Source organism: Cyanobacteriota bacterium (genome assembly GCA_027618255.1).
In the GTDB taxonomy this organism is placed as follows: domain Bacteria; phylum Cyanobacteriota; class Vampirovibrionia; order LMEP-6097; family LMEP-6097; genus JABHOV01.
The window spans coordinates 24853-46102 of the sequence record JAQCFG010000009.1 but is presented as its reverse complement, the minus strand read 5'-3'; the positions used below and the strand labels follow the sequence as shown (position 1 = coordinate 46102).

At 38.9% G+C, this 21250-nt stretch carries 19 protein-coding genes and 1 pseudogene; 6 read left to right on the top strand and 14 right to left on the bottom strand.

The genetic code is table 11. From position 1 onward, the window contains the following. Positions 1-164 precede the first annotated feature (164 nt). Positions 165-1910, top strand: coding sequence for a tetratricopeptide repeat protein (locus O3C63_02430; protein ID MDA0771778.1), 1746 nt, complete (start codon positions 165-167; stop codon positions 1908-1910). Here O3C63_02430 and O3C63_02425 read toward each other — a convergent pair. From O3C63_02425 to O3C63_02375, 11 genes and pseudogenes are all read right to left on the bottom strand, one after another. Beyond that, positions 1907-2806, bottom strand: coding sequence for a 1-deoxy-D-xylulose-5-phosphate synthase (locus tag O3C63_02425; protein MDA0771777.1), 900 nt, complete (start codon positions 2804-2806; stop codon positions 1907-1909). The genes O3C63_02430 and O3C63_02425 overlap by 4 nt on opposite strands. A 103-nt stretch (positions 2807-2909) precedes the next feature. Then, positions 2910-3695 (bottom strand): transketolase, encoded by a 786-nt coding sequence (locus O3C63_02420; protein ID MDA0771776.1) that lies wholly within the window; start codon positions 3693-3695, stop codon positions 2910-2912. A gap of 44 nt (positions 3696-3739) precedes the next feature. Further along, on the bottom strand, positions 3740-5545 hold the full coding sequence (locus O3C63_02415) for a GNAT family N-acetyltransferase (GenBank protein MDA0771775.1): 1806 nt from the start codon (positions 5543-5545) through the stop codon (positions 3740-3742). A 397-nt stretch (positions 5546-5942) separates the two neighbouring features. After that, positions 5943-7313 carry a lipopolysaccharide biosynthesis protein RfbH gene (rfbH, locus tag O3C63_02410; GenBank protein ID MDA0771774.1) on the bottom strand — a complete coding sequence of 457 codons (1371 nt, stop codon included), beginning with the start codon at positions 7311-7313 and terminating at the stop codon, positions 5943-5945. Positions 7314-7501: 188 nt separating this feature from the next. Further along, the gene (gene rfbG / locus O3C63_02405; protein ID MDA0771773.1) at positions 7502-8608 is read right to left on the bottom strand and encodes a CDP-glucose 4,6-dehydratase; all 1107 of its coding nucleotides are present in this window, start codon (positions 8606-8608) and stop codon (positions 7502-7504) included. Beyond that, on the bottom strand, positions 8598-9455 hold the full coding sequence (rfbF, locus tag O3C63_02400) for a glucose-1-phosphate cytidylyltransferase (protein ID MDA0771772.1): 858 nt from the start codon (positions 9453-9455) through the stop codon (positions 8598-8600). The genes rfbG and rfbF overlap by 11 nt, the downstream gene beginning before the upstream one ends. A 375-nt stretch (positions 9456-9830) precedes the next feature. Next, positions 9831-10706, bottom strand: coding sequence for an ABC transporter permease (locus O3C63_02395; GenBank protein MDA0771771.1), 876 nt, complete (start codon positions 10704-10706; stop codon positions 9831-9833). Beyond that, positions 10703-11401 carry a cell division ATP-binding protein FtsE gene (ftsE, locus tag O3C63_02390; protein ID MDA0771770.1) on the bottom strand — a complete coding sequence of 233 codons (699 nt, stop codon included), beginning with the start codon at positions 11399-11401 and terminating at the stop codon, positions 10703-10705. Before ftsE ends, O3C63_02395 begins: the two co-directional genes overlap by 4 nt. Positions 11402-11552: 151 nt before the next feature. After that, positions 11553-12848, bottom strand: a complete 1296-nt coding sequence (gene murJ, locus O3C63_02385; GenBank protein MDA0771769.1) for a murein biosynthesis integral membrane protein MurJ — start codon at positions 12846-12848, stop codon at positions 11553-11555. 80 nt (positions 12849-12928) lie between these two features. Then, positions 12929-14155: pseudogene (locus O3C63_02380) on the bottom strand (phosphoglycerate kinase). Positions 14156-14161: 6 nt separating this feature from the next. Then, positions 14162-14785, bottom strand: a complete 624-nt coding sequence (locus O3C63_02375; GenBank protein MDA0771768.1) for a hypothetical protein — start codon at positions 14783-14785, stop codon at positions 14162-14164. Between the two features lie 38 nt (positions 14786-14823). On the opposite strand from O3C63_02375, the gene O3C63_02370 reads away from it, so the two are divergent. Continuing rightward, positions 14824-15240 (top strand): vitamin K epoxide reductase family protein, encoded by a 417-nt coding sequence (locus tag O3C63_02370; GenBank protein ID MDA0771767.1) that lies wholly within the window; start codon positions 14824-14826, stop codon positions 15238-15240. On the opposite strand, the gene O3C63_02365 is transcribed toward O3C63_02370, so the two are convergent. Continuing rightward, entirely contained in the window at positions 15237-15632 is a 396-nt protein-coding gene (locus O3C63_02365; GenBank protein MDA0771766.1) for a thioredoxin family protein, read from the bottom strand. The two genes, O3C63_02370 and O3C63_02365, sit on opposite strands and share 4 nt — an antisense overlap. Before the next feature lie 136 nt (positions 15633-15768). Here O3C63_02365 and tig point away from each other — a divergent pair, with 136 nt between their 5' ends. After that, the gene (gene tig / locus O3C63_02360; protein MDA0771765.1) at positions 15769-17094 is read left to right on the top strand and encodes a trigger factor; all 1326 of its coding nucleotides are present in this window, start codon (positions 15769-15771) and stop codon (positions 17092-17094) included. Positions 17095-17242: 148 nt separating this feature from the next. On the opposite strand, the gene O3C63_02355 is transcribed toward tig, so the two are convergent. Beyond that, a complete protein-coding gene (locus O3C63_02355) occupies positions 17243-17548 on the bottom strand; it encodes a hypothetical protein (GenBank protein MDA0771764.1) in 306 nt (101 codons plus the stop codon). A 67-nt stretch (positions 17549-17615) separates the two neighbouring features. Beyond that, positions 17616-17795 carry a hypothetical protein gene (locus O3C63_02350; GenBank protein MDA0771763.1) on the bottom strand — a complete coding sequence of 60 codons (180 nt, stop codon included), beginning with the start codon at positions 17793-17795 and terminating at the stop codon, positions 17616-17618. 714 nt (positions 17796-18509) lie between these two features. On the opposite strand from O3C63_02350, the gene O3C63_02345 reads away from it, so the two are divergent. The 3 genes from O3C63_02345 to O3C63_02335 all read left to right on the top strand — a co-directional run bounded on the left by O3C63_02345 (position 18510) and on the right by O3C63_02335 (position 21118). After that, on the top strand, positions 18510-19205 hold the full coding sequence (locus O3C63_02345; protein ID MDA0771762.1) for a hypothetical protein: 696 nt from the start codon (positions 18510-18512) through the stop codon (positions 19203-19205). A 241-nt stretch (positions 19206-19446) separates the two neighbouring features. Continuing rightward, positions 19447-20004, top strand: a complete 558-nt coding sequence (locus tag O3C63_02340) for a hypothetical protein (protein ID MDA0771761.1) — start codon at positions 19447-19449, stop codon at positions 20002-20004. Between the two features lie 16 nt (positions 20005-20020). Further along, complete coding sequence (locus O3C63_02335; GenBank protein ID MDA0771760.1) at positions 20021-21118, top strand: hypothetical protein; 1098 nt, start codon at positions 20021-20023, stop codon at positions 21116-21118. Positions 21119-21250: the final 132 nt, after the last annotated feature.

Below are 21250 nucleotides of genomic sequence, written 5' to 3'. Positions count from 1 at the left end.
TAGACTTGTTTCGAAAGTCAATATTATCCTAAAAGCAACACGCAACATTCGTTGCGGTTGCTACCTTTTTTCAGGCGACCTGTACTTCGAAACTTCGTTTCGAAACAGGTCTACGACTTTATCTTTGGTGGTGCAAGGCCATGACTGTTGGGAATATTGTTATTATGTCATCAGCCCAACATGAGCTTTTGCAACAGGCATGCTCTTTACTCAGTCAGAATAAATTACTTGAAGCTGTTACTAGCTTGGAGCAAATTGTTGCAGAAGAACCTTCTAATCAACAAGCTCTCTATTTATTAGGTCAGACTTTAGCAAAATTGAAACAATGGCAGAAAGCTATCCCTGTTTTACAAAAAGTTGTTGCATGCGACTCTGCTAATGCACATGCTTGTTATTGCTTGGCTTATTGTTTTGAAAGTATTAAAAGCTATGCAGAAGCGATGACTCTTTATAAGCAAGTTATTCATCTTGATATAGATTATTGGAAAGCATATACGAGAATCGCTAATATTTTATTGAGTGACACACAAGAGTCTTTAGCCATCAAGTATTTAGTAGAAGCAGAGAAAATAAATGGACCAGACTTAGATACTTATAAGGCTTTTAGTCAAGCTTACCAGCGGCTTGGTGTTTATGATATGGCTTATCAATATTGTGAGCATGCTTATGACATGACTCCCCATAAGGATTTGCTCGCGGTTTTGATTTTCTTATCGCATTATAATCCAAATAAAGGCTTGGTTGATTTTAGGGAGCTGGCTGAAGAATATAATGCCAAGTTTTTAAGTGGTAAAAATTCAAGCTATGAGCATTCACAAAGGAAAATAAAACCAAAAATAAGACTGGGATTTGTCTCGGCTGATTTTCGTAACCATCCGGTTTCTAGTTATTTGATTAGTGTGTTTAAGTCAATTAACAAGGAAGATTTTGAAATATATCTTTATTATAATGGAGAGAAGGTGCAGGAGCAAACTGAGCTATTGAAAGAGCTGGCAGATAGTTTTAGTTTTGTAAAAGAGCTAGGGGATGAGCAGCTTGCTGATCAGATTTTTGCTGAAGAGATAGATATATTGTTTGATATGAGCGGGCATACATCAGGAGAAAGACTCGGGGTTTTTAAATTAAAACCTGCTCCTATACAAATCACTCACCATGGCTATTTTGGAACTTTGGCTATTCCTGAGATCGAACATATTATTGCAGATGACTACTTGATTCCGAAGGAAGAAGAGAAATATTTTAGCGAAAATATTATTCGCCTTAAGTCATTTACACATGCAGATTTGTATGCAGTGTCAGATGATCAGAGTCAAGCACCATGCCTGAGTAATGGCTATATTAGCTTTGCTGGAATGAATTCAGTGCGTAAAATATCTAAAGAGGTTATAGAGACTTGGGCTGAGGTGATGAAAGCAGTGCCAAATTCAAAGATACAACTGGATTCAAGGACTTTAACTTTGGATGCAAATAAAGAGTATTTTTATAAGGTTTTTGAAGAAGCTGGCATAAAGAGATCTAGGGTTATTATAGAATCTAGCTTAGAAAGAGCTGATTACCTGTCAAACTTTCACAAAGTGGATTGTATGCTTGATACTTTTCCTTTTGGTGGTGGAACTTCAGCGCTTGAAGCTTTGATGTCAGGAGTTCCTGTTTTAACTATTGAAGGAGATCGTTGGGTTGCTAGAATGGGAGCTTCTATTTTGAAAAATATTGGACATGAAGAACTGATCGCTGAGAATAGAGAGCAGTTTATTCAGAAGGCAGTTGAACTCGCTGAAAATACCGAGAGGATTGCTGCTTATCGAACTAGTTTACCTGCAGCCCTTAAGAAATCACCACTTAATATAGAGTCTTTTGTTAGAGATTTTGAATTTAATTTAAAAGAAGTTTATTCGAAGCTTAATCTTTAAAACTTGTTATGCTCAATCTGATCTAGTTTGTATCTATTTCGATGATAATCCTGGCTGCCGACATGGTGAGTGAATTCATCTGGGATTCCTATTCGGTTTAGTTTACATGCTTTGCCTGAGTCAGCAATAATTTCAGCAATCGCAGAACCCAGGCCACCAATGATATTGCCTTCTTCAATACTATAAATCTTCACTCCTTCGTGAATTAGTTTGAGAATTAATTCTTTGTCGATTGGTTTAACTGTGTGCATGCTGATTAGATATGGATTTTGTCCTTGAGCTTGCATATCTTCAAGATGTTTTTTGCCGATACTTAGAGCATTGCTAGTCGTGATTATTGCTAGATCTTTTCCTTCGTTTAAAACAACCGCTTTGCCAATGGTGATTTTGGTATTTTCTTTGTGATAAAAAGGCTCTTTATTTCTTCCTATCCTTATATACATTGGGCTAGGGTCTTGGGCGCTTTGTTCTAGAATTGCTTTAGCTTCTATATTATCTCCTGGGCAAATTACTTTCATATTGGGTAGTGAGCGCATTAATGCAATGTCTTCAATTGCATGATGAGTTGCACCAGCTGCTCCATATTCAAAACCAGCACCAATGCCGATGATTTTGACATTGGTGTTCATGTAGGCAACATCAAGCCTGACTTGCTCGTAGCAGCGCATGGTGATAAACGGTGTAATGCTATAGGCATAGACCTTATAGCCAGACAGAGCAAGCCCTGCAGCAAGGCTCACGGTTGCTTGTTCTGTGATTCCAGTGTTGATAAATCTGTCTGGAAACTCTTTGGCAAAAGGTTCTATGACATTAAAGCCCATGTCTGCTGTAATCAAGAAGATCTTCTCATCTTTGCGAGCAAGTTCGATTAAAGTATTAATGAAAGTAGCTCTCACGAAAGTTCCTCCGTCATTGCAAGCCCGAAGGGCGAAGCAATCCAGAAGGAAGTTCGGTTTCTATTTGGTCTGGATTGCTTCGCTTTGCTCGCAATGACAAATCTCATTTCAGTTCCTCCAGCGCTTGTTCTAGCTGCGTGTCATCTGGCGACTTATAATGCCAAAGCAATTGATCTTCCATAAAACTTACTCCTTTGCCTTTTACGGTATGAGCAATTATCGCTTTTGGCCTTGAACTTGGTTTTATCAGTGCAGCCTCAATCTCTTTTAAATTATGTCCATCAATTTCTACTGTGTCCCAGCCAAAACTTGCCCAGCGCTCTGCTAGATTAGTTTGGTCAATAATATCATTGGTTCTACCAAAGGATTGTATTTTATTAAAATCAATTATTAGTGTAAAGTTGTTTAAACCAAGACTTGGTGCGAGCATTGCTGATTCCCACACGCTACCTTCGTTGCATTCACCGTCACCGATGATACAGAACACACGCTGCTTGCTATTCTTGCGAGCTAAGGCAAGACCGAGAGCAACAGGAAAACCATGCCCAAGCGAACCTGCCGAGACTTCTACCCCCGGACAGCTTTCTCTATCTAAGTGTCCAGGCAATTTGCCATCATTAATACAATAAGTCATCAAGTCATCAATTGGGAAATAGCCTCGGTGCGCGAGTGTGGCGTAGAGACCAGCACTACCATGCCCCTTACTCAGTACAAAAATATCTCTATTTGGATCTTGAGGATTACTCGGATCTATGTTCATTGTTTTGAAATAGAGAGTATAGAGAATCTCAATCATTGAGAAGGCTGCACCGATATGCGAGACGCCAGCGTTGTGGACCATTTTGACAATTGATTTGCGAATTTCTTTGATTGTTTTTATGTCTTCCATGACGTTATTGCAAGCCTTTGAAGGAGGGTAACAATCTCCTTAACTTATAGCTTGTAAGTTATAAAATACCTTTCGATAGTTTCATAAGGAGATTTAATCACTTCGATCCATTTAATAGCACCATCTTCTTCGATCTTGCGCAAGGCTGATCTTTGAATCTCTCTCATCCCTAGATTTTCATAGAGCTTAAGAGCTTTAGGGTTATTTGAAAAAACTCTTAGATAAATATCTTTAAGCTCAAGTTCTTCTTTACAAAGATCGATTAATGCTTGGCAGGCTTCTTGCATAATACCTGGTGAGCCGCTTTCACCTCTAACTATATTATCTAATTCGCAAAATTTTTGACTTAAGTCAAATCTAAATAGCCCGACATGACCAATTCTTTGACCTTGTTTGTTATGCACCCAAAACAGCACCCTGTCGGTGGTCTTGAGAACGCCGTTCTCAAGCCAGCGCTTGGTACCATCTTCAGTTACTTTGAACTGAGCTGGGAAGGCATCCTGGGCAGCTTCGCGCCACTTAGCTAGTAGTTTAATATCTGCTTGATTATTTAGTGATTCAGTTGTAACTGGACTTAGATAACCCTGAGGAATTTCGATTTCTAAACCAGGATCTTTTTTCCAGTTGGCTATTTTGGTTTCAGTTTGTTTTTTAAACGCTAGGTAGCCATGAGGCTGGATATTAGCGCATTTACCAATTCCTGACCCCAGTAGGTCACGTATATGAGCACAGACATAATCTATTTCTTCTTCCGTCCTAGCGTGCCCGCTTGGTAAATTGATACCGCGCATTGGAACTGAGTAGGCAACAGGGTTTTCAGCTTTGTTGAACATCGGGAAAGAGCTCATTGGATAGAACATTGGCCGGCTATCGATCATGCGTTCTTTAAGCTTGAGCATAAATTCATCACGCGAGAATTTAATTTGCTGACCTAAAACGATCGAACTCATCCAGTAGATATTTCTAGTCTCTGGTCTTTCTATGTTGAGACTAAGCTCATCAATATCACCAAGTCTTTCTTGATACCAAGCAAAAATCTGACGTTTTTGAGCAACGATTTCTTCAACCTTTTGCATTTGTGCAAGTCCAATTGCTGCTTGCACATTAGACATCTTGTATTTGTAACCAATTGCAAGATTGTATAGTGCTTTGTTTGGATCTCTACCATGATCATTAATAAACCAGGCTTGTTTTTTAAGTTCCTCATCGTTAGTGACCAAGAAACCACCTTCACCAGTCACCACTGCTTTAGCTCCTTGGAAGCTAAAAGCCGCTGCATGACCGAGATTGCCGGTTTTTTTGCCTTTGTAGATAGTGCCAATTGATGGCGCCCCGTCTTCCAAAATAAAAAGATTGTGTTTTGCAGCTAAGTCCCAAATCGGTTCCATCACCACAGGTTGACCATAAAGATGTACTGGAATTATTGCTTTAGTTCTAGCTGTGATATGTTTTTCTAATTTACTTGAATCCATCACCCAGCTATCTGCCTCAATATCACAAAAGACTGGAGTCGCTCCGGTATAAACAACTGCTGCAGCTGTTGCAATCCAGCTAGTTTCAGGGACTAGTACTTCATCACCGGGTCCAATTCCTTTAGCAAGTAAAGCAAGATGCAAAGCTCCAGTGCAGCTTGAAGTTGCAAAACCATGATCAACCCCAATATATTTTTTAAAGAGATTTTCAAAATCACGCAGGTAATCACTATGGTGATGATTCCAGCCATTAAGCGCTGCGTCAGCAGCATAATTGACTTCTCTATAATCAATATGAGGACCTGCTGTAAGAATCAGATCTTGGCTAAGCCCGAGTTTGGTTTTTTCCATAGTAGTTATATGGATACTTTGATCCATAATTACATTATTCCCGAATCTTACTGGTCTATTCGATTGAATCATTTAAGATAATCCTTATCTCTGCCAGCCTTGATTAGAAGTTTCGTAGGATTCGAGTGCAGTGGGGAGTGTAATTTTACTTTAGACTAGTCAAAGATTTTGACAAAATTCGTTTTGAAAATCTAAGACGGCTGCTTCAGATTTTTAGCTTGAAGCTTATCACAAAACGAATTTCCCGAAAAATGGCTTCGGCGACGTTTCACACAAGACTTGGTCACATTTTTTGAAAGTAAATTCTGCCACGCAACGCAGAATTTACTTTCAAGCTATAAAACGCCTCCAGGCATTTTCTCGGATAAATTGTTTTGTGCATAAGCTTCTTAAGACTCGCGTATAATCTAATGTCAATAAAGAATCACTTCGAAGTATTTTCGGCAGTAAAATCATGAATACTCTTGATCATATGATCTAGATCTTTTTTGTTAAGCCCTGGCCAAGTACCAATCCAAAAACATTGTTTCATTACAACGTCAGAGTTTGGCAAAAGTGCATAATGCTCTTCTTGAAGATCTTTGCTTTCAAGTAATTGAGAGTCTCTAATTCTTAGTTTGAAATTAGTCGTGCGGTAGGCTGGTTGTCTTAAAATGTTGCCTGCAAAAACTTGCCTAGTGCCGATGCGTTTTTCTTCAAGGTATTTAGTAAGCTCTATTTTATTAAAAGGCGCTGAGTCTTTTACGGTAATTGGAAAACCAAACCAACTTGGGTTTGCGTTCTCTACAGCGTAAGGAAGTATCAAGTATTCTTCGAGATCCTTGAGACCATTGTGAAGATAGTCAAAGTTATCAATTCTTGCTTGTACAAACTCGTCTAGCTTGTCGAGCTGAGCTAGCCCGCAAGCTGCTTGCCAGTCAGTGATCTTCAGATTGTAACCAATATGAGAATAGATATATTTATGATCATAGCCTTTTGGTAGTGCGCCCATTTGAAAACCAAAACGATTATTGCAAGTATTGTCTTTGCCAGGCGGGCACCAGCAATCACGTCCCCAATCTCTATAAGACATGATGATTTTATTTAAGAGCGGATCGTTTGTGAGCACTGCGCCGCCTTCTCCCATCGTTATATGATGAGCAGGATAGAAGCTAAGTGTTGAGATATCACCAAAGCTACCTGTGTATTGCCCTAGATACTTGGAGCCAAGTGCGTCACAGTTGTCTTCCACTAACCAAAGATTGTGTTTCTTGCAGAGTGCTTGGATTTTTTCTAGCTCATAAACATTACCTAAAGTATGTGCCACAAAAATTGCTTTGGTTTTGGGACTAAGTGCTGCTTCTATTTGACTATGATCAATATTGTTAGTGCCAAGTTCTACATCAATAAAGACAGGCACTAGATTGTTTTGAATAATTGGATTGACAGTGGTAGGAAAACCAGCAGCTACTGTAATTACTTCATCACCTGGCTGCAGTGCTCTGTCACCGAGTTTGGGGGAAGTGAGCGCGCTTATTGCAAGTAAATTAGCAGAAGAGCCAGAGTTGGTAGTCAGTGCATAACGCAGTCCAAGATAGTTTGCTAATTTTTTTTCAAAAGCGTCATTGAAGCGACCAGTTGTCAGCCACATATCAAGTGAGGCATCGATCATATTAGAGAGTTCTTGATTACCTAATACTTTGCCTGATACCGGAGTGTAGTTTTTGTTACGAGATTGTGGTTTATAAACCAAATAAAAATATAAGCTCGTGAGAGCTTTAATAATCGCGCGTAAAAATGAGTCAAGCAATGACATCTAGATTCATTATTCCCAGTTAGAAACTAAGCTTCTTATTTTGATTGCCTTGCAATAGCGTATAGTAAACCAATAAAAATTTCCTCGCATTTACAAAGCTCCTCTCCGATTCGGCGCAGCTGCTGTGGCAAAACTTTATTGGTTTACTATATTACTCCTGAAGGGCATTCTTAAATAATACTCTTGTTCTAGTGAACTTGACTGTGTGAAGTCCTTCTTAAGGCATCTTCAAAGCTTGCAAAGCGCCTCTTATGATAGATCTTGATTTGCTCGAGACTAAAGGCTTGAATAGCTTCAGGATTTTGATAAAACTCTTTGTACCAATCTACCGTCATTCTCAAGTTCTCTTCTATAGATAGTATTGGACTGTAATTTAATTTGCGCACAGCTTTTTGAATATCTAATTCAAGGTATTTTGCTTCATGGACATGCTCGCCCTTGTCTACTTGATATTCACCCTGACCCCAATCCCCTATTAGTTTTTTGACAAGCTCTTCGACATTGATGACAGAGTCATGTCTTGGTCCGAAGTTCCATGCTTGCGCGTAGGTTCTTGGATCTTGATTGAGTTTGATAGCTAGTTGCATATATCCAGAAAGAGGTTCAAGAACATGCTGCCAAGGTCTTGTTGCATATGGATTTCTAATCACTATAGTTTTCTTGCTTTCAAGTGCTTTGATACAATCTGGGATTAATCTATCTTCAGACCAGTCGCCACCTCCAATGACATTCCCTGCTCTAGCGCTAGCTAATCCAATTCCTTGCTCTTTAAAAAACGAATTGCGATACGACGCTGTAACTAGCTCTGTAGCTGCTTTACTAGAGCTATATGGATCATAGCCACCAAGTGGATCATCTTCTCTAAAAGCTAGACCGTAGTCTTGGTTTTCATATACCTTATCAGTAGTGATATTGATCACAGTGCGCACCGAGTCACAATGACGAACTGCTTCAAGGAGGTTGACTGTACCCATGACATTAACTTCATAAGTCTCTCGCGGATTTTTATAAGATCTTCTTACTAGTGGTTGAGATGCCATATGGAAAACAATCTCTGGCTGTTCTTTTTGTATAACTTCGTTGAGCTTTGCATAGTCCCTAATATCACCGATATAGTGTTTTATTTTCTTTTCAAGCGATAGCGCCGTGAATAAATTAGGATGAGTCTCAGGTTCAAGTGCATATCCGGTTATATTTGCGCCAAGCTCTGTTAACCAGAGGCTTAGCCAAGAGCCTTTAAAGCCAGTGTGACCAGTGATTAAAATCTTTTTGTCTTTGAAGAAATTAAAATACATCTTGTGAGTTTTTGTTTTTGATTTGATTGAGGGGATCTTTACAGATAAACATAGCTTTGGTCTTTGCTCTCAGTGAGTTTCTAAGCCAAGGAGCGTTTCCATCCTTGCAAAGCTCTTCAAGTTTGATTTTATCTCTTAGTGTATCCATTGGTTGCCAGAAGCCTTCATGCTTGAATGCTTGTAGTTGAGATTCTTGAGCTAGTTTTTCAAGAGGTTCTCTTTCCCAGATGCAATTCTCGCCTTCTCCGATATAGTCAATCACTTTGGGATTGACTATGAAAAATCCAGCGTTGATGTAGCTACCGTCACCTTTGGGCTTTTCTTGAAAGCTCGCTACTTTGTTATTTTCTCCAAACTCTAAAGCGCCAAAACGTCCTGCAGGAGCGACGGCTGTAAGAGTTGCTAATTTGCCATGAGCTTTATGAAACTTGATTGATTCAACAATGTCCACGTCTGACACACCATCACCATAAGTGAGACAAAAATCTTCATTTCCTAAATACCGAGTAACTTTTTTAAGTCTGCTGCCGGTCATAGTTTCTTCACCGGTATCAACTACTGTGACTTTCCATGGTTCACATTGATGATTGTGGATGATTAAGTCGTTGTTTTTAAGATCAAAAGTAACATCTGATCTGTGCATAAAATAATTTGCAAAGTATTCTTTGATCATATAGCCCTTATAACCAGCACAGATTATAAATTCATTGATTCCATAATTAGAATAGATTTGCATTACATGCCAAAGAATTGGCTTGCCACCAATTTCAACCATTGGCTTGGGCCTCAAAATTGTTTCTTCTGTAATGCGAGTACCAAGCCCACCAGCTAGAATTACTGCTTTCATACATAGAGTAGACCCGCAACTAGATTGTCTTTGGCTCAATCTTTGGTATTAAATTAGGTTATTTGGGCTAGATTCTCTAGTCTAATTGAGAGTCTTGGCATTAGACATCCTGCAAAACCCCGTTTTGCTAGTGATGTCGCTTTAAAAAAGGTCGCAACCGCAACGAATGTTGCGTTTGCTTTAAGGACAATTCCGACTTTTGCAGTAAGTCTATTAGGTTGCTTCGTCGCCTTCGGCTTCTGACAATGACGATTCTTTTAGGTCTTAATAACGGGTTTTGCCTTAAATTTGGGCTCTCTCTCGCCTCATCCAAGGAGCAACCCTCGCGAATCAGCAAAATCTCAACACTTCGCTCACGAGCTCCTTGGTTTTCGGCTATGTTCGAATAAATCTCTCTGTCGTAAAGTACGATGACAGACCACAAACCAAAACACCAGTCAGTGAAAGGATTATATAAATTACACCAAGGTCAGCACCAGAATCAAAATTGAAGGTCACTGGCATAATTGTCTTAAATGAGCTTTGAAATGAGTTCCATACTACTTTTTGTAAAACAAAGAGCGGCGCAATTGCCAGCAAGGAAGCTGCTAGCCCGTAAAAGATACCATGAAAAATAAATGGACCACGAATAAACCAGTCATCAACACCAACAAGACGTAGAATCTCTATTTCAAGTGATCTGCTTTTGATTACTAGTTGGATAGTATTAGAAACAATAGTGATGGTACCAACAGCAAGTATCAAGGTGATTAAGACACCAAATGAAAATAGAATATGGCGTACTCGTTCTAATCCATTAAATAATTCAGGGGCGTAACTAATTTGCTCAATGCCTGGAAGTTTTTTGACTTCGGCAATTACTTTTTGTAGGTCTTCTGGGTGACGAATGTTGACGTGAATAGTGTTGGGTAGCGGGTTACCTGCTACGTCACTAAACTGAAACTTGGTGCGGAAGCGTTCCCAGGCAACATCTTTTGTGATGATTTCTACTTTATCTACATTGGGATTTTTGCTGATTTCAGTTGCAATTTCTTGAGGTCCAGCTGAATCTAATAGGTAGATAGAGAATTCAAGTTGGGTATCCAAGTTTTGAGATATTTGTTTAATTGAAGAATTCAGTTGCAGTACCCCACCAAATAGGGCAAGGGCAACAGCCAAGATACTTACTACGACTAGGTTGGAGACTCCACCCGTTCTGATGCTATTTATCGCTTCTTGAAGCGTTCTCCAGACTATTCTTAGTTCTTTCATCTTCTTAGTTGTGCAAAATTGTGATTATTGGTTGTCGGTCCAATGTCACTAACGACCTGACCTTTGTCGAGGGTAATAATTCTTTTACCAAAACTCTCTACTATATGTTGGTTATGAGTACTCACGAGTACTGTGGTGCCGCGCTCTGCGATTCTTGAAAGCAAATTGAAAATCTCGAGACTGGTTGACGGATCTAAGTTGCCCGTTGGCTCATCGGCAATAACGAGTGGAGGTCCTTGGACGATGGCTCTTGCGATACCCACACGTTGCTGTTCACCACCGGAAAGTTCGCTAGGTAAATTAAAAGCTCTCTCTAATAAACCAACTAATTTAAGTGCACCAGAAACACGTTTTTGGATTTCGTATTCCTCTGCGCCAAGACCTCTAAGCGCGTAGGCAACATTTTCAAAAGCTGATTTGTTTGGCAATAATTTAAAATCTTGAAATACGATTCCCATTCTTCTTCTCAAATAAGGAATTTTGGCATCGGATAAAGAACTAACATCAATATTGCCAATTATTATATTGCCGGTTGTCGGCCTTTCTTCACGATAAAGTAGCTTCATGAGTGTGGATTTGCCGGCACCGCTTGAACCAACTAAAAGAGCCATCTCGCCAGATTTTATATCCAGGTTGATTCCATCAAGAGCCTTGATTGTGCCGTATTGTTTGCTAACATTCTTTAATTTGATCATTCTACTTGTCCTGAAATGCCCAATAGCTGCGTTACGCTCATTTTTGTAAATCCTCATTGACGGCTCAGTCAACTGCGGTTTACAAAAATAATCAAGCCTTGCTCTTGAACATTTCAGAACAAGTAGTCTATTAGACAGGCTACATTATAGCTTAGGTATTTGCTTTAAATTTTGATTTTACAATTGGAAAAAGTATTAACACATTAATTAGGCTGATTATTGTAGTTGATATAGCAATACCGTTGAGCCCGAGCCAATTGACCATGACTATATTTAGAGGAATTTTAAGAGCGATACTAATTAACATTACCAAAAAAGGTGATCTGGAATCACCAAAGCAATAACAAATTCGAGCAAAACTATCTTTAATTACGTAAGGGATAATTGAAATGCAGAGGTAGAAAAATAATGAACTGACCATTGCTGTTGAATGAGCATCAAACTCGCCTCTTTCAAAAAGTAGACGAATGATTTTTTCTGACCAAAACATTCCAACTAGAGTTGCGGGAATACAGAGCAAGGTGAGTATGCCAATTGCTTTTTTGAGTAGGCGTTTGACTTCATCTAATTTAATTTCCTTCACTAGTTCTGTGATGCGTGGGAAAAGTGGAACTAGAAATGCAGTGAGTAAAACTCCAAGCGGTAATTGAATCAGACGATTAGCCAAAATTAAGGCTGTCCAGCTACCTTCCTCAAGTCCCTTGCAAAAGAAACTATCGACAAAAACCATTGCTTGAGCGAGTCCTGTGCTAAACAGAGCAGGAATTAGTATTGTACTGTAGTGGTCATTCTTGGGTTCTGCTTCTTGATCTTTATGTTCTAATAAGTTGGAGCGTACTTTGATTAGTCCGGGAATTTGGAAACCCAATGAAAGTATGCCACCGAGACTAGTACCGATTGCAAGAGCAATTCCGTTTGCGATATCTCCCATCAACAGTACAGTTGCAATTAATGCAATATTGACAACGGCTGGAGCTAGTGAGGGTTCAACGTAACGCTTGTAGCAGTTGAGTATGGCAAAGACGATTCCGATTGGACCACAAAGAATTATCAAGGGTAATAAAATATCAATATTGAGCTGAGTGATTTGCATGTACTCAATTTTGTCTTCATCTATAAAAAACTTGAGCAAAAAGTCTTTGTATAAAAAGAGTACAAAAGCAATTGCTGTAAGTGCTAGAGTGGTTTTGACTATGATGCTTTTGATGAAGTCCCAAGTTGCTTTGTTTTGTTTGAGCTTCGGCAATGTTGCAACGACAGAACTATAAAAAGGACCACCGATAGTTCCAAAAATAATAAAGAAGTTGCCAGTAAATAAATATGCGAGGTTGAATGCATCAGCCATCATTGAAGTGCCAAAGTAGTTTGCGATTACTAAGTCTCTCGCTAGTCCTAGCAATTTACTAAAGACTGTGAGAATTGCAACTAGTGTCGCGATTTTAAACATTAGCTGTTTTAGACACTCGCTTTCTTCAGCTCTTCAGCAAAACTTGCATGAGGCTTTTCGGATTCTTCGGTCATGCTGCTACTGTATCCATCTAAGCAAGCAAGCCCTGGAAGGGTTTTGCCTTCAAGAAATTCAAGTGAGGCACCACCACCAGTACTGATGTGGGTAAGTTGGTTTTTGCTAATACCAAATTTCTCAAGTGCAGCAACTGAGTCGCCGCCACCAACGATAGTCGTACCGCCCTTGCTTGTGAGTTCAACTAAAGCCAAGGCCACTGCTTTGGTTCCGTTTTCTAGAACATCATATTCAAAAACACCCATAGGACCATTCCATAAGATCGTTTTGGATTGAGTTACAATTTTGACAAACTGTTTTACAGACTCTGGTCCAATGTCCATACCTTGCCTGTCTTGAGGGATTTGATTTGAAGCACAAATTTGAGTTTCGATTTTGTCACTAGTTTGATATTTTTCAAAAATATTTTCAGCACTGGTAGTTTTGTTGTCTGTTGGTAGGATGATTGCAGTATTGAACTGATCAGCCAGGCTTAGTATCTCTCTTGCTGTATCAAGATGATCATCTTCACAAATACTTTGTCCAATTTGACCGCCTTGTGCTTTGAGGAAAGTGAATGCCATGCCACCACCAATAATAATGGTATCTACTTTGGGTACAAGTTTCTTGAGAACTGAGATCTTCGAACTAACTTTGGCACCACCAATGATAGCCGTGAACGGTCTTTCCGGATGGTTTAACTTAGAACCGAGCATTTCAACTTCTTTGTACATTAAGAGCCCAGCAACTGCAGGACTTAGGTAGCTGGAAACTGCTTGGGTACTAGCATGAGCTCTATGAGCCGCCCCAAAAGCATCATTGACATAAAGATCAGCAAGCTCGGAAAGCTCTTTGGCAAAATCTACATCGTTGGCCTCTTCTCCTGGATAAAAACGAATGTTCTCTAATAATGCAATCTCAGAATCTTTCATTGCTTTGGTTTTAGCAACAAGGTCTGTACCAGTCGCTGTATCAAATTTGATTACTGGTCTAGCTAGTAATTCTGAAAGCTTTTTTGCAATAGGATCAAGTCTGAGTTTTTCAACTACTAGACCATTGGGTCTGCCGAGATGCGAAACCAGGATTACTTTAGCGTTGTTTGCAATTAGGTATTTGATAGTCGGCAGCGCAGCTACAATCCGGCTGTCATCTGTAATCACTCCATCACGCAGTGGGACATTAAAGTCCACTCTGACTAATACTCTTTTGGAGCTCAGCTCATTTTTACCTAGGTCTTTTATTGTTTGTACCATTATGTGTTAGAGTTTTTCGATCCAGTCAACAGTGCCTATTGAGAGCTTTTGAAGAATTACTGGGAATTCTAAGCCTTCAAGGCTAGCTTTGTCTTCTGGTAATTTAAGACCGATTTGGTTTTCAATGACATTTTGTTTTTTGTCTAAATAAAGTAGTCTTGGAAAAGATGATATTGATAATTCATCATGAAATTGATTAGTGTAGTCATAAATCCAGTCTGCTTTGATATTCTTATTTTTTTGGAATTTGGTTTTGAATTCTTCAGCGTTGGCATGTGCGCCATCAAGAGCAATAATAATTTGTGGTTTGGTTTTGATTTTTTGACTATTCATAATTGCTAGTAGTGATTCACAGAATACACAGCCTGGTTTAACCATGATTATCACTGAACTTTTGTTATTAATTACTGAACTTAAATCAACAACTTGCAAGTTGCTGTTTTTCACTTTGATTTTGGCAAAGGCTTCTGTTAGGTTGTCACCAACTTTGATTTCTATCGGCTCAGCAGCTAGTTCAGTTTTTACAGCTTCGGCTTCCTGCGGTGGATTTTCCGCTTTGAGCTGGGAGCGGTTGCAGGCTTGTAAAAATACAAAGACTATGACTACAAAAACTAATCTAATTTTGTTCATGCTTTTATTATATAATAGAAGGACGGAGATCTTTCAGAATGCCTTATTTTACTGCTTATAGTTTATTGCTCTTATTGATTGTAAACAGCTCTTATTTGAGTTATAAGTATATTAATTTCTATTTTGGCGGTAATTTATTGAATAATCTCAATTGTACTGATGGTTGCGATTCTGTGATGATGTCACAGTATGCGATGCTCTTCGGTATCCCGGTTCCTGTTTACGGTTTAGCTTTCTTTATAGCTTTGACTATTGCTTTTGTATTGTTTCAAAGAGGAATTCTCCAGCATATCGTGATTGATCTAGCTGTTGTCACAGGGCTCTTAGCAGCTTCTGTGTTCCTTTATATACTTTATTTTCAACTACATATGATGTGCAAGTTTTGCTTAGCCTCTCATATACTTACAGCGCTTTTTGCTGTAAATTATTTTGGAACGATTCGTAAAAGAGCTTAATTAAGCAAAGACTCAACTTTTTTGGTCAAGATTTCAGGTGCTATTGCACCAAGCTTTTCTTCTAAGAGCTCACCTTGACTGTTATAAAACAGAGTATCCGGTACTCCACCTTGTTTGGTTCTATATTGTCTAGCTAGTTCTGCGCCACGTTTGGTGTCAATGTCGATATAGAAAAAATTAATTTCTTGTTTATATTTTTCCTGGAGGCTTCTAAATGTGGGAAACATCTTCTTGCAATAGCCACACCAGTTGGCATAAAACATAATTACAGAAGGCTTTTTTTCACTAGTTATTCTGGCAGTTACGTCTGTTTTGGCTGTCTCTGAGCTCTTTACACTGTTATTACAACCAAAGAGCACCGCAAATAAACATAGTAAGACAAAATATCGCATTTATAGAATTCTATCATTGATTATCGAGTCATAATCAGTCAATACAATGTTGTTGCGCTATCAACGCCGGGTCGTAACGGTGTAACGAAACCTTACACCGTTACGACCCGATGTTGATAGGGGTATAATGAGCAGGATGCAAGTAACAGTAACAGAGAAAGACGAAAACAATATGGCGACTATCAATTTTGAAACGGAAGCCGGTATTGCCAAAGATGCTTATAGTAGAACACTTAAGGCTTTAGCCAAGGACTTAACTATCAAGGGTTTCCGCAAGGGTAAAGCACCAACGAAAGTAGTTGAAGATCATTTTGGTGCTGATCGTGTCAGAGCTGAAACTGTGAATAATAAATTCTTATCCAATTTATTTGATCAAGTATTTAAAGAACAAGACTTGAATGTGGTGAACATAGCTCAAGTGAGCAAAGTTGAATTTGATAGCCCAGAGGCTTCAATTAAAGTAGAAGCAAAGATTGAGCTTTTCCCTGAAGTTAAAATGGCCGATTATGCCAAATTTAAATTAACAGTGGACGTGCCTAAATTCGATATTGAAGCTCAGTATGCTGATACGCTTAAGAGATTAACTAACCAGCAATCGACTTATAATGAGTCAGATAAGGCTATTGTATTGAGCGATGAAATTATTCTTGATTTTGACGGTTCTTTCAAAAATGACGCTGGTGAGTTTGAACCAAAAGCTGGAATGAAATCAGAAGGTTTTCAAACAATTGTTGAAGCCGGTAGGTTTATTGATAATTTCTTAGAACAAACAGTTGGTATGAAAGCTGGTGATGAAAAAACAATAGACGTTAAATTTCCTGATCAATACCATGATCCAGAACTTGCAAGTAGAGATGCAAAATTTAAAGTCAAAATTCAAAAAGTATCCAAAGCTACTACGCCAGAACTTAACGATGATTTTGCTAAAAACTTTGGCATTGAAACAATGGATGAACTAAGTACTAAAATCAGAGAAGAAGTAACCAAGATGAGTGAACAAACTCGTAAGGGAATTACTAGTGAAGCGATAATCACTGAGCTACATGCTCAATCAACAGTCAAGATCTCTGAAGCGATGGTTTCGCGCGAGCTTGAAAATGATATTGCAACACTTCAATATCAAAACAAGTGGGATGAAGACAAGGTCAAAGACTATATGAGTTCGATGGATCGTGAAGCTGAAATGGACAGAGCACGTGGCAAACTTGAAAAAAGTATTTTAATTACTACTATTATTCGTGAACAAAAAATGGAAATTACTGAAGACGAAATCAGAAAAGAAATCTCTAAATTAAACTTTCCACCGAATATGGACCGCTCACAAATTGACATGGAAGGCTTGGTAAACAGATTGAACTTGGATTTGTTAACTCAAAAAGCTATTGATTTATTAATCGAAGCTGCGGATATTCAATATAATGAAGTGGAAGGGCACGTACATACAGCTGATTGCAACCACTAGTCTTGTTTTCAAATGCCCAATAGCTGCGTTACGCTTGTTATAAAAAGTCATCATTGACGGCTCAGTCAACTCAGCCTTTTTATAACTTCGCAGGCCTTGCTCTTGAACATTTTAAAAAAAGACTAGGTGATTCTAGTAATAGTTCTTATTAACCCTTACCAACAGCAAAGCCAGAAGAACCCATATCAAGCAGACCTTCTGGGTGGAGGATTTGCATGTATTGGTTTAGGTCATTAATAATATTTTGGAGTTTTTTCTTTTGCGCGTCTGCTTCTTTGAGGACGGCAGGACAGTCACTATATTCTTTTTTGAGGTCTTCAATTTCGGCTTGACTTTTTTTGTAATGCTTGATGTCAGCTTGCAATTCGCTTTGTTTTACAACATAGCCCTTTTGCTCTTTCATCGCTTTTAAAATGGCGAGGAATCTTGTTTTCTCTTTTTCGTTTAAAGCCATTGTATGTTTTCACTCACTCTCTAGGGGACATAAATATCATACCCGTATTAGTCGTATTATAAATACTCTAAGTTAATTGTGCAAACGATTTAGCTTCATTTGCAACGTGTTGACTTATACTTGGTTGATGACCAGCGCCAATAGCTCTAAGTTGATCCAGACCTGCATTTGCTTTGGCTGATACTGCAGAGCTTTTCTCTGGTCCACCTAATCCACCTATTGGTCCTTTATTATTAATTGCTGACATTATGATATTCCTCCATATAGAAATACAAAGCTTGGGAAACCATTAGTTGACAAGAGAAAGATTAAAAATACTTAATCTTGGTCAATCAGGCTTCTTCGCTGTGACATTAAGGAAAACTCCTTAATATTGTTTTACCCACGAGCTTGTGCTCACATTCATATATAGATGATTTAATGTGGTATTTGATAAGGACACGCTGAAAAACGAAGTTTTCTAGTCGGGTCCATAAGAGAATCTTAACTTATTAGACTTACTGCAAAAGTCGGAATTATCCTTAAAGCAAACATAACATTCGTTGCGGTTACTACCTTTTTTAAAGCGACATCACTAGCAAAACGGGGTTTTGCAGGATGTCTATTCGTGTTTCTCGTTATAAATCATATACATAAGGACGCTCACTACGGATACGACTACTGTAAATGTACCTAAAATTGCAATTGCCATAAATAGATTTTACCCTATTTTCAACTAAGTACTCAAAAAAGATGCTCTTGTCTATAGACCTTTTGCGAAAGTCGGAATTATCATTAACGCAACTTCCGCCTACTGGTGTCGTTGCGACCTTTTTTGAGGCGACATCTACTGCGAAACTTCGTTTCGCAAGATATCTTAGCATCTTTTTTCAGAACAAGTCTAGGCTATACTTAGTTTATGCAAATTATGATACGTCTTGTCCTGTTGCTGGTGATAAGCCTGATAAATCCGGTTTCGATATTGTCTGCAAGTGAAGGTTTAGCTGATGTCAAAACCGAAATTCGCGAGCCTAGTAAACAGGCAATTGATAATTTTAAATCCACTAATGAGCCAGTTAAGCCTGACGGAGTTGAGGATTTTGCTGCTTCGCCGTTTAAATTACACAGTTCTACAGCGCAAATTCCTGTTGAAACTAGGCTCAGAATACGGGTTGAGACGCCTCTCGCTGCTGATATCTCTGATGTTGGAGATGATTTTCAAGCAAGAGTGATGAATGATTTTTATATCTCTGGTGATTTTCGTAAGCTCATCGTCCCTAAAGATAGTTGGATTAGAGGCAAGATCAATTTCATCAAAAAGCCAAGACTACTAAGTCGATCAGGCAAGCTAGGAATCAAGCTCGACACCTTACTGTCTCCACAAGGAGATTACGTGCCTTTGGATGCTGATTTGGTTTTTCAAACTGGAATAGTCAATGAGGATGGTTTATTAGATCCGCAAACTGGTTTTAGTGATAAGGCCATGAAACCGACTCAATCATTACTAGGTACTAGTACTGGTAAGGTGGTTTCTGTTGCGACACTTGGATTACCAGTGGTTGGAACCTTGCTTGGTGGCAGTGTTATGGCGCTATTCTCTCATGGTGATGATGCCTCTGTTTACAAAGGACAAGAATTACAAATAGTACTTACTACCAATACAGATCTTTCTCTTTAGCAATAGACCTGTTTCGAAACAAGTCTAATAGACCTTTTGCGAAAGTCGGAATTATCATCAACGCAACTTCCGCCTACTGGCGTCGTTGCGACCTTTTTTTGGGCGACATCTACTGCGAAACTTCGTTTCGCAAGATATCTAATGTGATCCTGACGCCCTTTGAGGCTCAGGATCACAAATTATTGTCGATTTAACCGCCTCTTAACTTCAATGTAGTTTCTTTACTACATAGGAGATATTTATGTCTAGCCCCGCTACAAACGCAGCTTATTCACAATTTTTGCAGGCCGGAGCATTAGCAGATGGATTTTTAAATGTATCTGTCTTTGCTGATAAAGCTTCGCAAGGTGCAGGTGAGGCATCGTCAGGGCAGTATGCTGCAAACCCAGTTCATGAATTATTTATTCGTGACTTAGCATCAGTTGTGCAAAATGGCGTCGCTCCAACTTTAACAGCCAAAATCTTTGGAGTTCTTTTTAGTTCTTCACAAAATACTTCTCAAATAAAAGATGAGGGAGCCAAGTTTGCAATGAAAGCTCAAGCTCAAGAAATCATCAAACAGATGGGCAAGAAGTATAAGGAAATGATGACGGAGTATGCAATAAAAAAAGCGCAACATCTAAATGAAATTGCAATCTCCAAAGAAGGTGAGATGACTGCGCAAAGACAATTTGGAGCTTCGATATCATCATCAAAAGGAATGAGTGCAGAGTTGAGAGATAGCTTGGTGACCCTTGCTAATGACTTTAATAGTACTCCTGCAGATCCATACGTCAATATGGTCAACGCTATAAGTTAAAGGGGAAAGAACAGATATGTTAGGTGAAACACAAGGAAATTTACAACAAAACGCAGCACCGCAGCCGCCAGCAAAAGACTTTGCATTTACAGGTGCTAAGAGAGCTGTTAATTCAGTGTTTAAGCATTTAAAAAATCTCAATCTTGATCAACTAGCAACTCAAATTAGACATGAAGTTGGTGATGCACGTGATGCTGATAGTTTTACTAAGAATCCAGAGAAGCTTGTTGAAGCTAATGATACTAAACATCTTGATAAAGCAAAAGACATCAAGAAAAATAATGAGCTTGCTGCTCAAAAACTTGAGCAAGCACTCAACTCCCTTAGTCCAGTGACTTTCAAGTTTGCTTTTAGTGTTTTGATGAATAGATTTCCAGAAGTATTTGATAAATATGTTAGTGCTAGTCAAAGACAACAACAGAACCAACAAGCTGGTGATGCTAAATCTAATTTCAAAAAAGCATCTATTATTGCAAGGTCACAAGATCTTGGTCCAGTCGCGCAAAATCTAATCAAAAACAAATTAGAAGAAGATGATAAGAAAACAGAAACAGATCAAATGACTGCTAGCGAGAAGTCTGAACTAGAAGCGATCCTGGCTTTCTTTCCTGGTGATGGAGCCAAAATAGATATAGCTGCTTTGGTTACTTACTATAAAGACCATCATCAAGAATTACCCAAAGATATTCGTAACTTTTTTAATAAGAACTTGCAAAAAGCAATCACTTCAGCTAGTGAAGCTAAAAACTCATTTGAGAATGCTAGTAATCAACCTGATTTTGAGAAATTGCCAAATGAATATGTTGGCAAGCCTGGTGAGAGAGCTTGGTTGAACAAATTAGTTACAGCATCCGACAAGGTTGGAGAATATTATAACTACACCGTTGATGAAGCAATGGAAACATTTAATCCACAACCATGGCAACCTGAGTTTGAGGTTTCTTATCCACTAGTTACTTTGGTTCGCGGGTATAGACCAGGTTTTGAAGCTAGTGATGCAAAGTATTTTATGACTCCGACTCAAGGTTTTGTGAATCAGGCATTGTCACAACAGGTGACTTCGCCGCGCTTTATGACGCTTGAAGGCGCAGACCCAGGCCAGCGCATGTCTTAGATCATGCCTTGAAGTTCAAGAACGTCGTTATACTCGCCCTCGTTGGTGTTAACCAACTTCGGGACGCCCTTCGGGGCTGCTGTAATTAGTTCAAAGCAGCTCTGGTCTCAGTGCTGAGGGCTCAGCTAAATT

What these genes read in the sequence shown, in the direction of transcription:
- O3C63_02430 (MDA0771778.1), top strand. Translation starts at nt 165, where the DNA reads ATGTCATCAGCCCAACATGAGCTTTTGCAACAGGCATGCTCTTTACTC.
- O3C63_02420 (MDA0771776.1), bottom strand. Translation starts at nt 3,695, where the DNA reads ATGGAAGACATAAAAACAATCAAAGAAATTCGCAAATCAATTGTCAAA.
- O3C63_02415 (MDA0771775.1), bottom strand. Translation starts at nt 5,545, where the DNA reads ATGGATCAAAGTATCCATATAACTACTATGGAAAAAACCAAACTCGGG.
- rfbH (MDA0771774.1), bottom strand. Translation starts at nt 7,313, where the DNA reads ATGTCATTGCTTGACTCATTTTTACGCGCGATTATTAAAGCTCTCACG.
- rfbG (MDA0771773.1), bottom strand. Translation starts at nt 8,608, where the DNA reads ATGTATTTTAATTTCTTCAAAGACAAAAAGATTTTAATCACTGGTCAC.
- rfbF (MDA0771772.1), bottom strand. Translation starts at nt 9,455, where the DNA reads ATGAAAGCAGTAATTCTAGCTGGTGGGCTTGGTACTCGCATTACAGAA.
- O3C63_02395 (MDA0771771.1), bottom strand. Translation starts at nt 10,706, where the DNA reads ATGAAAGAACTAAGAATAGTCTGGAGAACGCTTCAAGAAGCGATAAAT.
- ftsE (MDA0771770.1), bottom strand. Translation starts at nt 11,401, where the DNA reads ATGATCAAATTAAAGAATGTTAGCAAACAATACGGCACAATCAAGGCT.
- murJ (MDA0771769.1), bottom strand. Translation starts at nt 12,848, where the DNA reads ATGTTTAAAATCGCGACACTAGTTGCAATTCTCACAGTCTTTAGTAAA.
- O3C63_02375 (MDA0771768.1), bottom strand. Translation starts at nt 14,785, where the DNA reads ATGAACAAAATTAGATTAGTTTTTGTAGTCATAGTCTTTGTATTTTTA.
- O3C63_02370 (MDA0771767.1), top strand. Translation starts at nt 14,824, where the DNA reads ATGCCTTATTTTACTGCTTATAGTTTATTGCTCTTATTGATTGTAAAC.
- O3C63_02365 (MDA0771766.1), bottom strand. Translation starts at nt 15,632, where the DNA reads ATGCGATATTTTGTCTTACTATGTTTATTTGCGGTGCTCTTTGGTTGT.
- tig (MDA0771765.1), top strand. Translation starts at nt 15,769, where the DNA reads ATGCAAGTAACAGTAACAGAGAAAGACGAAAACAATATGGCGACTATC.
- O3C63_02355 (MDA0771764.1), bottom strand. Translation starts at nt 17,548, where the DNA reads ATGGCTTTAAACGAAAAAGAGAAAACAAGATTCCTCGCCATTTTAAAA.
- O3C63_02350 (MDA0771763.1), bottom strand. Translation starts at nt 17,795, where the DNA reads ATGTCAGCAATTAATAATAAAGGACCAATAGGTGGATTAGGTGGACCA.
- O3C63_02340 (MDA0771761.1), top strand. Translation starts at nt 19,447, where the DNA reads ATGTCTAGCCCCGCTACAAACGCAGCTTATTCACAATTTTTGCAGGCC.
- O3C63_02335 (MDA0771760.1), top strand. Translation starts at nt 20,021, where the DNA reads ATGTTAGGTGAAACACAAGGAAATTTACAACAAAACGCAGCACCGCAG.